Below are 11,858 nucleotides of genomic sequence, written 5' to 3'. Positions count from 1 at the left end.
CAGTGAAACGATGCATCGCCGATGGTAGTGTGGGGTTTCCCCATGTGAGAGTAGGTCATCGTCAAGATTCATTTCGCAAAACCCCTATCTGCGCAAGCAGGTAGGGGTTTTGTCTTTTCCGCGCTTCGCCCATGCGGCGCTTTGGCGCTGCAGCCAAATGTCTTTTGTCTGTATCCTCCTATCTGCACCGCCGGTACGGTGCGACAATATTTCTCGCAAATTAACGTGACTTGTTTGCGCTTAAGCTGCGTCAAGACTTAAGTTCGGGGCAATCCTGGCCCCCGAACCGAGCGATGCCAGCGTACCGTGCTGCGCATTTCTGGACTTCCACCGTCCGATCACTTGAGGTTACAAGCAAGATGGCCAAGGCCGCCGATGTCGTTGTGCAATGCCTGGAAAACGAAGGTGTCGAGTATGTGTTCGGCATTCCTGGTGAGGAAAACCTCGACCTGCTGGAATCCCTGCGCAAGTCGAAGATCAAGCTGGTACTGACCCGCCACGAGCAGTCTGCGGGCTTCATGGCCGCCACTTATGGCCGCCTGACCGGCAAGACCGGTGTCAGCCTGTCGACCCTGGGCCCTGGCGCGACCAACCTGGTAACCGCCAGTGCGTACGCCTACCTCGGCGGCATGCCGATGATGATGATCACCGGCCAGAAGCCGATCAAGAAGTCCAAGCAGGGCCGCTTCCAGATCATCGACGTGTGCGGCATGATGGACCCCATCACCAAGTACACCCACCAATTCGCCTCGGCCGACAACATCCCGGCCCGCATGCGCGAAGCGTTCCGCTTGGCTGAAGAAGAAAAGCCGGGTGCCGTGCACCTCGAGCTGCCGGAAGACATCGCCGCCGAGCAGACCGATGCCCTGCCGATCCCGCGCAGCCTGCACCGCCGCCCGCTGGCCGAGCACGTGGCCATCGAAGCTGCTGTAGAAAAACTGCAGAAGGCCCGCAGCCCGATCCTGGTGATCGGCGCTGGCGCCAACCGCAAGATGACCGCCAAAGTCCTCAAGCAACTGATCGACAAGACCGGCATCCCGTTCATCACCACCCAGATGGGTAAAGGCGTGGTCGACGAGCGCCACCCGCGCTTCCTCGGTAACGCTGCATTGTCGTCCGGTGACTTCGTTCACCGCGCAATCGAAGCGGCCGACCTGATCATCAACATCGGCCACGACGTGATCGAGAAGCCGCCGTTCTTCATGGTCCGTGGCGGTACCGAAGTCATCCACATCAGCTTCCGCTCCGCCGAAGTCGATGCGGTGTACTTCCCGCAGGTCGAAGTGATCGGCGACATTGCCAATGCCGTGTGGCAGATCAGCGAAGCACTGAACGACACCGCGCACTGGGACTTCACCCGCCTGATGGCCATCCGTGAAGCCAACGAAGCGCAGATCGCCGAAGGCGCCGACGACAACCGCTTCCCGGTCTACCCGCAGCGCCTGGTCGCCGACATCCGTCGTGCACTGCCATCCGAAGGCATCGTCGCCCTGGACAACGGCATCTACAAGATCTGGTTCGCCCGTAACTACAAGGCGCACAAGCCGAACACCGTGCTGCTCGACAACGCCCTGGCGACCATGGGTGCTGGCCTGCCATCGGCCATGGCTTCGCACCTGGTGTACCCGGATCGCCCGGTGATCTCGGTGTGCGGCGACGGCGGTTTCATGATGAACAGCCAGGAGCTGGAAACTGCAGTCCGTCTGGGCATGCACATCACCGTGGTGATCCTGCGTGACGACGGCTACGGCATGATCCGCTGGAAGCAGGCCAACATGGGCTTCACCGATTTCGGCCTGGACTACGGCAACCCGGACTTCGTCAAATATGCCGAAGCCTACGGTGCCAATGGCCACCGCGTGGAAAGCGCCGAAGCCTTCCTGCCGCTGCTCGAGCACTGCATCAAGACCCCTGGCGTGCATGTGATCGACTGCCCGGTCGACTACAGCGAGAACGACCGCATCCTCAACAGCGAGCTGCGTGAGCGCGCGCTGGCGGTCTAAGGCGTAACGGCCAATTCGCGGGCAAGCCCGCTCCTACAGGACTGCACAGCTACGAGCCCCGTGCAGTCCCGATGGGGGCGGGTTCATCGGGACGCCGAACCGCCGCGAATGCTTTGTGGCATTAATTATTCGCCGCTTTGCAGTGCAAGTGACCAATCATGCTCATGCTCTCTTTTTCGAGAGCACGAGAAAATGACCATCGGATCGTCGCACAACCATCCCGCCGACTTGGACGTCGAGCCAAACGACCTCATTCAGCCCTGGGCTGCTCGCTTTCCTAATCCGCCTGACCTGTGTTTCGACTATCGCCGGCTAGTCGAGCAGCAGGAAGGAATTGCCCATGCCACACGCCATGAACACCGTATTTGCATAGTAGGTGCCGGTATAACCGGATTGACTGCAGCGCGTGAACTTCTGCGGTGCGGCTTTACCCACGTCACGCTGATCGAGCAATCACAACGTGTTGGGGGCCGTCACCTGACGATCGTGAACAATGGTGAGGATTACAAGCAACCCTCGACGCCTTTCGAAATGGGGGCCATGCGCATGCCATTCTTTAATAGAAGCGGCGAGGCACCCAAGGCAGGGCGCTCGCTGATGGCCCACTACGCCGATCTGTTCGATCTGAGAATCTCCGATTTTCCCAATCCCGGTACGCCGTGGGTAAATGCGACGGGTATTTATTTGCGGGAGGGTCAGCTTGAGGGAGAGGGCCAGCCGACATTATTGATGTGGCGCAACCCACAGGGGGATACGCCCCCACCAAGCGCAGTATTGGAGACGGTTCATGGCAAGTGGCAGCTTTTCGCCGAGCATTTCGCCGAACGGGTGGCCGCAGTTTACGGAACGCAGCATTGGGAGGTGATGTGGTCTGCCATTGTAGAACGCTACCACCGGGTGTCGTTCCGCGACTTGGTCCATCTACCTGCCAAGGAGACATGGGACCCACAAGCGCCTGGTGATTTCGGCGGACTAGGCATGACTCGCGAGGAGTCGGCCATCTTCTATGCAATCGGCATAGGCGACGGTAGTTGGGGCGCTTTTTACGATGTCTGCTGTCTGTACCCGCTGCGCACTGCCATCTTCGGCTTCAGTAGCCACCTGCAGCTAGTGCATGGCCGAGTTGATCAGCTTGGCATTCCTTTGGCCGCTCCCTGCCTGGGCGCTGGCACCGTACCAGACAGTAGAGGCTTGGAGTTCCAGGCGCCTGCCTATATCGGCCTGGCTGCCTTGGATGAATGTCTGCTGTTCATGGATATTGAGGGGCCTGACTCTTCGCTGTATCACCATTTACTGACGCGAAAAGATGGCCTGCTTACCGATACCTCCGTGTGTGGATTGCACAAGCAGGCAGATGGGCGTATTCGTGTCGATTATCGCTGGCAGCATAGCCACCCAGAACAGGCGCAGCTGCTGAGCGAAGTCTTCGACAGTGTCATTCTCACCACGCCTTCATGGTTGATCGAAACCAATATCCTTCTCGAAGGCTTCAGCCGCGAGGTATTGCCGCAATCAGTGGTCGATGCCTGGAAACACGCTCATTGGGAAACCAGCTGCAAAATCTACGCACCGTTGCGCAAAGACTTTCTCGACAAAAACCCACATCTGCCGCAGATACTGGTGACCGACAGCTTTGTTCACGATGTCTATGCCTACCGTTATAACGACGGTTACCGCGACGACTGTATCCTGCTCAGCTACACGTGGGAGGATGATGCGACGAAACTGGCGCTATTTTCCGATGATGAGCTGGCCCAGAAATGCATCAAGGAACTCGACCGGATCTTGTTGCGCTGCAGCAATATTGGAGAAGCCATTTCGCCCTTTATCGATACTCGAAACATCCGCATACAGCGTTGGATGACAGATCGAAATGCGCTCGGATGTGCGAAGTTGTACCGCGCTGGCACTTATTACGATGCTGTCAGCCTGATGAAATACAATCGCGATTTCAGTAGCGCTTCGGGGCTCTATCTGGCTGGCGAGTCCTTCTCTGTGGACGCCGGCTGGACAGAGCCGTGTCTTCGCACTGCCATCGATGCCGTCATCAATCTCTGCAGTCACACGTCTGCTCAATTCCAGGACGGCTTCGAGCTCGCACACTATCCGCACTATCAAGTCCGGTAAATGCTGAGCATCGAAGCTCACTTGTAGGATGTCTCTTACATCCTGATTCGCCGTATCCTTCAAGCCCCGTGGGAGTCACCTGACTGTTTCTCCCCGGGCAACTCCCGTTCTACTGGCTTCCTTCCACAACAACCAAAACCAAGGAAGCCGCCATGCCTGCAAATTGCAAACCGGTAAGTCCCGTCCGTATCGCTGTCCTTCAGTACGACCCGCAAGTGGGCCTCGAGCACATCGACGGCAACTTGAGCAAAGGGTTGGCGCTGGCGCTGCGCGCTGTCCGTGAGGGAGCCAATCTGATTGTGCTGCCCGAGTTGGCAAACACGGGATATACCTTCCACTCTCGTGCCGAGGCTTACACACACGCAGAGTCCTTGGAGGACGGCCCCAGCCTTCTGGCCTGGGAAAGGTTCGCTCGAGAACAGCAGGTATACCTCGCAGCAGGCTTCACAGAGCGGGATGGGCTCAGGCTCTATGACAGTGCCGTACTGTTTGGTCCCGAAGGCCGGCTCGGGCATTACCGCAAGGCGCACTTGTGGAACCAGGAAAAACTCTGGTTCACCCCCGGTAATCTCGGCTTCCCAGTGTTCGAAACCCCGATCGGGCGCATCGGTCTGCTGATCTGCTGGGATATCTGGTTCCCGGAAGTACCGCGGCTCATGGCCAGTCAAGGTGCCGACATCATCTGCAGCCTGAACAACTGGGTGTGGACACCGCCGCCATTGTTCGATGCGGCGGGACGCTGCATGGCGTCTTACCTGACCATGACTGCTGCTCACGTCAACAACCTCTATATCGCCGCTGCCAACCGTATCGGTAGTGAGCGGGGCGGGCGCTTTCTTGGCTGTTCGCTGATCGCGGGCACCCATGGCTGGCCAATCGGCGAAGTCGCCGGTGCCGAGGAGGAGTGCATCGTCTACGCCGATGTCGACCTGAGTGCAGCACGCTCGGCGCCGATCTGGAACAGCCTCAACGACCTGCCCCGCGATCGTCGTACCGATCTGTACGATGCTGCGCTGGGCTACCGCATGCATTCAGCAATGCCGCGTTGAGGAGGGCGTATGGAACAGACACTTCCTGTCGCTCGACAGCACATGCCCTTGCTGACGATGCTGGTGCTCGTAGCGCTGCTGGCAGCCAGTCTGGCGTTTGGCGAATGGCCTGACTATGCAGTGTTGTCCACTTCGCTCGAGCAGCCATTGAGTCGCCTACGCTGGATTGTCGGAGATATCAGCGAAGTCGCCTTCTACAAACACGAGCTGCCGGCACTGGGCATGCTGCTGGGTGCTTGCCTGGCCCACTGGGCACACATGCAAGGTTATCGCTGGCAGGGCTTTGCAATCTGCTACGGCAGCGGCCTGTGGCCTTGGCTGTTCGCCAGCTCGCTGCTCGGGCTGCTGCTCAGCCATGTGCTTTGGGGCTGGACACTGGCCAGTGGTGCCTGGCAACCCACCTTCGTGGCTTTTGTCTCGCTGCCCGCCGCCATGGTGCTGTTGTTCGGCGGCGGTTGGCGGGTAACCCTCAGCGGGGCGCTGCTGGGGGCGGTGCTGGTAACACCCGCGAGCCTCTGGCTGGTCAATTACCTGTGCTATCCGCTGGGGTTGCCGGTGGTGATCGGCAACGTGAGTGGCATGGCGTTGGCGAGCCTGCTGGCCTTCGGCCTGTGCAAACGCTTTCCGGTGCTGGTACGTGATGGTTTACGTCCTTGTACACGGCAGCCACTCAGCGGCAAGGCGGACTATGGTTTGTGGTGGATCCTGCGTCGGGTGCTTGCCGACTTCACCGAGGCGCCGTTTTTCGGCAATGAGCTGGCCAGCCTCGGATTGCTGCTCGGGGTAATGCTCGCCTATGCATTGGCGCCTTCGGCACCGGCCTATGGGTCGCAATTACTGCTGCCAATGATCGCGGGCCAGGCACTGGCATCGCTGTTCGGCGTGTTGCTGTGGTTACGCCAGTGGCGAGAGTGCGGGTGGTATCCGACCTACATTCCCATCGTATCGATCGTGCCAGCTTCGGTACTGACGTTGGGTGGCCATTGGCAGGTAGTGGTCGGCAGCGCTGCACTTGGAGCACTGTTCGCGCCACCGTTGGCGGTGGCTATCAGTCAGCGGTTGCCAGGCTACATGCATGGCTACATTGGCAATGTGGTGTCCATGGCCGTGTGCACATTGGGCATTGTCTCGCTATTGGGACTGATCATGGGGGCGAGCGCATGAACGACAAGGTTTGCTTGCCTCGCCTTTCGCTCGGCTGCCTGGGGGGTACGGTCAGTATGCAATCGGGCTTGCCAGGCCACGGCGTGACGCCGAAGCTGGAAGGCCGCGAGCTGCTTGCGGGATTACCGCTGCTTGGCTCGCTTGCCCAGATCAGCACCGCCACGCTGTGCCTGTTGCCCAGTGCATCGCTTTCCTTCCAGGTCATGCTCGATGTGCTGAGCTGGGCTCGGCGCGAGGTCGAAGGTGGCGCGCAGGCAGTGGTGCTGACGCAAGGGACCGACACACTTGAGGAGTCGGCTTATTTTCTCGACCTGCTCTGGCCGTTCGATGTGCCGTTGGTGGTGACCGGTGCCATGCGCCCGGCCAGCCATCCGGGCAGGGACGGGCCGGCCAATCTGCTTGCAGCAGTGCAGGTGGCCCTGGCGGTTGAAAGCCATGGGCGTGGTGTGCTGGTAGTGCTCAATGACCAGATTCACCTTGCCGCCGATGTACGCAAGACTGCCAGCCTGGCAATGGCTGCCTTCGAATCGCCAGGCTGGGGCCTTGAAGGGTACGTGGTGGAGGGGCGGGCGATCTACCGTCGCCCTCCAGCGCTGCGCAAGGTGTTGCCTCTGCCGCGAGGTCGGGAACACCGAGTCGCTTTGCTCGAGACATGCCTGGACGCCGACAGCGCACTCCTGCAGTCCATCCCGACATTGGGCTACGAGGGCCTGGTGGTTGGCGGCTTCGGCGCAGGCCATGTGTCCGCTGTGTGGGCTGAGTCGATGGCCCGGATTGCACAGGACATGCCCGTGATCGTCGCCACCCGTACCGGCAGCGGGCCGACCGCGAGGGCCACCTACGGCTTCGCCGGTGCGGAAATTGACCTGGTGAGCAAAGGCCTGCACATGGCCGGCGATCTGTGTCCGCGCAAGTGCCGCATACTGTTGTGGTTGCTGATCGGTCTGGATAACCAGGCGGCGCTACCGGGCTGGTTGGCGGCACGTCAGTGAAATGCCCGCCGAAGTGAGCCGGCGGGCTCACTTCGGTCAGTCCTGTGCTAGGGTGACGCATCTTTGCATTCCAGGATGTTTACCCATGCTCCCCCCGCTCAGCGAAAAAGAACTTGCCCGCCTCGAAGACCTGCTGATCACCTATGGCAACGACTATTCTGTGCTCAACCTCGCCGAGCTCAATGGCTTCTTCACTGCCTTGGCCAGCTCCCCGGTCGAGGTGCTGCCTGAGCAATGGCTGCCTACGGTCGCAGGCGGCAAGGTACCGAAGTTCAAGAAGCCCGCCCACGAGGAGGCCTACACCGCCTTGATGCTGCGCTATGCCCATCAGATTGCCGAGCAACTGGCGCAGAACCTCGACAGCTTCGAGCCGCTGTTCGAGGAGAGCGAAGCCGAGGAGGGGCCAGCGATCATCATGGAAGAATGGTGCTTCGGCTACATGCGTGGCACCCAGGAAGCCCGTTGGGGCGAGCTTCCAGCAGCGCAGGATCAGATGCTCAAGGCGATTTCGCTGCATGGTCTGGAAGACAACTTCGAGTTGCTCGATGCCATGAGTTTCGATGAGCTGCAGGCCTGCGTGCCGCACGTGATCGAAGCTGCGCGAGGCCTGTATCGCTACCAGAAGCAGTCGCGCCACTGACAGTCTAATTATTTCGCAAGGCGAAATTATGGTTTGCTTCCCGCACTGATTCTGCTGCCAGCCGATTCAGCGCAGGATGGGCTCCACCTGGCACCACCCCGGTGCCAGTCCAGGAGCTCAGCCCGTGATCAAACTCTATAACTTCCCCAAGTCCGGCCACGCCCACCGCATCGAACTGATGCTGTCGCTGCTCGACCTGCCCACCGAACTGGTGTTCGTAGACCTGGCCAAGGGCGCGCACAAGCAGCCGGAGTTCCTCGCCCTGAACCCGTTCGGCCAGGTGCCGGTGATGGATGACAACGGCACCGTGATTGCCGACTCCAACGCCATCCTCGTTTACCTGGCCAGCACCTACGACAAGGCTGGCAAGTGGCTGCCCCATGACCCGCTGGGTGCCGCCCGCGTGCAGCGCTGGCTGACGGTGGCCGCCGGGCCATTGGCGTTCGGCCCCGCGGCCGCCCGGCTGGTGACCGTGTTCGGTGCGTCGTTCAACACCGACGAAGTGATCGGTCGCGCCCACACCTTGCTCAAGGTGATGGACGCCGAGCTGGCCAAGTCGGCGTTCCTGGTCGGTAATGAACCGACCATCGCCGATGTCGCAAACTACTCTTACATCGCCCACGCCCCTGAAGGGAATGTCTCGCTGGAACCTTACCCCAACGTGCGCGCCTGGCTGGTGCGGATCGAAGCGTTGCCTGGCTTCGTCGCCATGCCACGCACCGCCGTCGGCCTGCAGACCGCTGTCTGAGCCCCCCACGCGAGGAATGCCACCATGGCGCAACTCCCCGATCACCGCACCTCACCCTGGCATGCCGGCGAGAAACGCCTGCAGGAGCATGTGGGGGTATCAGAGCGCATGGACGTGTTCGGGCAGAAGGTCGTTCGTGACCACATGCCTGACCAGCACCGCGCGTTCTACCAGCAGTTGCCGTTTATCGTCGCCGCTACAGTGGATCGAGGCGGCAAGCCTTGGGCGACGCTGCTCGAAGGTCCGGAGGGCTTCGTCAGCTCGCCCGACCCTCGGCAACTGTTGATCGATACCCACCCGGCCAGCGACGACCCGGCAACCCAGGGGCTTGCGGCCGGTGGCGCCATCGGCCTGCTCGGCATCGAGCTGCACACGCGTCGGCGCAACCGCATCAACGGGCTGATCGCCCAGGCCACTGACGGGCAACTGGCGGTTCAGGTGGAGCAGGCGTTTGGCAATTGCCCGCAGTACATCCAGCTGCGCGAATACACCCGCGTCGATGAACCGGCGCACGGGCGGATCGATGCGCAAGAGCTGGATGCCACCAGCGCCGCAATGATCGAGAAGGCCGACACACTGTTCGTCGCCAGTTATATCGATCACGGCGACGGGCAGCGTTCGGTGGACGTCTCGCACCGTGGTGGCCGCCCCGGTTTCGTCAAGGTCGAAGGCAACCGTCTGACCATTCCCGACTATGCCGGCAACCTGCATTTCAATACCCTCGGCAACTTGCTGGAGAACCCGCGAGCGGGGTTGTTGTTCGTCGATTTCAGCAGCGGCGATGTGCTGCAGGTGACCGGGCGCACCGAGGTGGTACTCGACAGCCCGTTGATCAATGCCTTCGAAGGGGCCGAGCGGCTGTGGACGCTGGATATCGAGCACGTCGTGGTGCGCCCGGCAGCGGTCAGCCTGCGTTGGGTGTTCCAGGAATTCGCGCCGACCAGCCTCATGACCGGCACCTGGGTCGAGGCTGAACAGCGGCTGCAGCAACGTCAACGGCAGCGGCAATGGTTGCCTTGGCGGGTAGCGCGGGTCGAGCAGGAGAGTCGCGACATTCGCTCGTTCTACCTTGCAGCGGATGAACCGGTGGCGTTCCTGCCCGGCCAGCACATTCCCGTGCGTATTGCGCTCGGGGGGGATGCGCCGCTGGTTCGTACTTACAGCCTGTCCTGCGCGCCCTCCGATGGCTACCTGCGCATCAGCGTCAAGGCGCAGGGGCCGGCATCGCGCTATCTGCATGAGCAGGTCAGGGTCGGGGATACGCTCGACGTGCGTATGCCCATGGGCGCCTTCACGCTGGCCAGCACCAGCAGTCGGCCCGTCGTGCTGATCGCCGCAGGTGTGGGCATCACGCCACTGATCGCGATGCTGCGCGAACTGCTGGCGACCGAGGATGCGCGTAGCATTCACTTGTTCCATGGCGCACGCAGCCTGGCGGATTTGCCATTTCAACAGGAGCTGGCGGCGTTACGCCTGCAGGCAGGGTCGCGCCTGAGCATGCATCGCTCGCTGAGCCAGCCGGAGCCGGAGGCCGTGCAAGGGCGTGACTTCGAGCATGTGGGGCGTCTGGGCATCGAGCAGGTCAAGGCAACGCTGGCGCTGGATGATTACGACTTTTACCTGTGTGGCCCGGCCAGCTTCACCCAGGATCTGTACGAAGGGCTGCGCGGTGTCCATGTACCGGACGGGCGCATTCATGCCGAAGCGTTCGGGCCATCGACGCTGCGCCGGCATGGCGATGACAACCAGCCGATGCTGCAGCAACCTCCGGCTGCCAGCGACCCGGTGCCGGTATATTTCGCCAGTTCTGCCAAGGAGGCGCGTTGGGCGCCGGGTGGCGGAACCTTGCTGGAGCTGGCCGAGGCGCGTGGGCTGTCGCCGGAGTTCAGCTGCCGGGGCGGTTCGTGCGGGACATGCAAGACCAAGGTGGTGAGTGGGCAGGTGCATTACCCGAATCCGCCTGCCGAGCTGCCGGAAGAGGGCACTGCACTGATCTGCTGTGCGGTGCCGGCCCAGGCGTTGGTGCTGGAGCTGTGAGGCAGGCACAGGTGAAGCAGATAGCCGATAATCCCCGCACCCCCGATGCCCAGGAACCTGCATGGACCAGATCCACCTGATGAAGGTGTTCGTCGCCGTCGGCGAGCTGGAAAGCTTCGCCGCTGCGGCACGCCGCCTGGATATCTCGCCCGCCGCCGTCACCCGTGCGGTCAGCGCCCTCGAAGAGCAGATCGGGGTCAAGCTGCTGCTGCGCACTACCCGCAGCGTACGCCTGACCGAGGCGGGCATCCGCTACCTGGAAGATACCCGGCACATCCTCTCGAGCATCCATGAAGCCAACGAAGCCGCGGCCGGTATCAATGCGATGCCCAAGGGCGAGCTGACGGTCACCGCGCCGATCCTGTTTGGCAAGAAGTTCGTCATGCCCTGCATCGTACGCTACCTGCAGCAATACCCCGAGGTCGACGTATCGGCGTACTTCCTCGACCGTGTGGTGAACATGGTCGAGGAGGGCATGGACGTGGCCGTGCGCATCGGGCCGCTGCCCGACTCCGGCCTGAAGGCCCTGCGCGTGGGGCGGGTGCGGCGGATGCTGTGTGCATCGCCCGATTACCTGGCGCGCATGGGCGAACCGCAGCACCCGTCCGACCTGCTGGAACATGCGGTGATCGCCACCACCAACCTTTCGCCACGCGCCGGCTGGCGCTTTGGCCTGGCCGACGAACCGACCCTGGTACGCATGAAGCCGCGGCTGACGGTCACCAGCAACGACGGTGCGATCGCTGCGGCGGTGGGCGGGTTGGGCATCGCCCGGCTGCTGTCATATCAGGTGGTCGATGAACTGGCCAGCGGCCAGTTGCAGGTCATTCTCGCCGATTTCGAAGAAGCCCCCTGGCCGATCCACGTCCTGCACCGCGAGAGCAAGTACGGCTCCGTCAAGGTGCGTTCGTTCATCGACATGCTGGCGCAAGACTTGAAGGCTCGGCAATTGGACTGACTATCGAGGTCGTACAACGCAGTCGGATATCATTACGAAAAACTCAAAATCCCCATATTTCCTGACCATGATTGATTGTTGTTGTACGACGACCTGTGGCATGGCACTCTTCGCCTGAAACAATTTGTCTCATTTAGCCC

General features: G+C 61.4%; 9 protein-coding genes. All 9 read left to right on the top strand.

Translation table 11 applies throughout. The features are described from left to right. Nucleotides 1-359 precede the first annotated feature (359 nt). The 9 genes from ACIPW4_RS26885 to ACIPW4_RS26845 all read left to right on the top strand — a co-directional run bounded on the left by ACIPW4_RS26885 (nt 360) and on the right by ACIPW4_RS26845 (nt 11,718). Nucleotides 360-2,003: an acetolactate synthase large subunit gene (locus ACIPW4_RS26885; RefSeq protein ID WP_159409168.1), complete on the top strand. Its 1,644-nt coding sequence runs from the start codon at nt 360-362 to the stop codon at nt 2,001-2,003. 192 nt (nt 2,004-2,195) lie between these two features. Continuing rightward, entirely contained in the window at nt 2,196-4,130 is a 1,935-nt protein-coding gene (locus ACIPW4_RS26880) for a flavin monoamine oxidase family protein (RefSeq protein ID WP_400663616.1), read from the top strand. 152 nt (nt 4,131-4,282) lie between these two features. Further along, the gene (locus ACIPW4_RS26875; RefSeq protein ID WP_400663613.1) at nt 4,283-5,179 is read left to right on the top strand and encodes a nitrilase family protein; all 897 of its coding nucleotides are present in this window, start codon (nt 4,283-4,285) and stop codon (nt 5,177-5,179) included. A 42-nt stretch (nt 5,180-5,221) separates the two neighbouring features. Then, entirely contained in the window at nt 5,222-6,343 is a 1,122-nt protein-coding gene (locus ACIPW4_RS26870; RefSeq protein WP_400663620.1) for a hypothetical protein, read from the top strand. Then, the gene (locus ACIPW4_RS26865; RefSeq protein WP_400663610.1) at nt 6,340-7,335 is read left to right on the top strand and encodes an asparaginase; all 996 of its coding nucleotides are present in this window, start codon (nt 6,340-6,342) and stop codon (nt 7,333-7,335) included. The genes ACIPW4_RS26870 and ACIPW4_RS26865 overlap by 4 nt, the downstream gene beginning before the upstream one ends. An 85-nt stretch (nt 7,336-7,420) precedes the next feature. Continuing rightward, nucleotides 7,421-7,975 (top strand): UPF0149 family protein, encoded by a 555-nt coding sequence (locus ACIPW4_RS26860; RefSeq protein ID WP_400663607.1) that lies wholly within the window; start codon nt 7,421-7,423, stop codon nt 7,973-7,975. A 76-nt stretch (nt 7,976-8,051) separates the two neighbouring features. Then, a complete protein-coding gene (locus ACIPW4_RS26855; protein ID WP_400663604.1) occupies nt 8,052-8,723 on the top strand; it encodes a glutathione S-transferase family protein in 672 nt (223 codons plus the stop codon). Between the two features lie 24 nt (nt 8,724-8,747). Next, nucleotides 8,748-10,760 carry a pyridoxamine 5'-phosphate oxidase family protein gene (locus ACIPW4_RS26850; protein WP_400663602.1) on the top strand — a complete coding sequence of 671 codons (2,013 nt, stop codon included), beginning with the start codon at nt 8,748-8,750 and terminating at the stop codon, nt 10,758-10,760. A 61-nt stretch (nt 10,761-10,821) separates the two neighbouring features. Next, nucleotides 10,822-11,718, top strand: coding sequence for a LysR family transcriptional regulator (locus ACIPW4_RS26845; protein ID WP_400663599.1), 897 nt, complete (start codon nt 10,822-10,824; stop codon nt 11,716-11,718). Nucleotides 11,719-11,858 lie beyond the last annotated feature (140 nt).

It is taken from the genome of Pseudomonas sp. NPDC089996, from assembly GCF_044748405.1.
Lineage (GTDB): Bacteria > Pseudomonadota > Gammaproteobacteria > Pseudomonadales > Pseudomonadaceae > Aquipseudomonas.
This window is presented reverse-complemented; position numbering and strand designations above follow the sequence as displayed.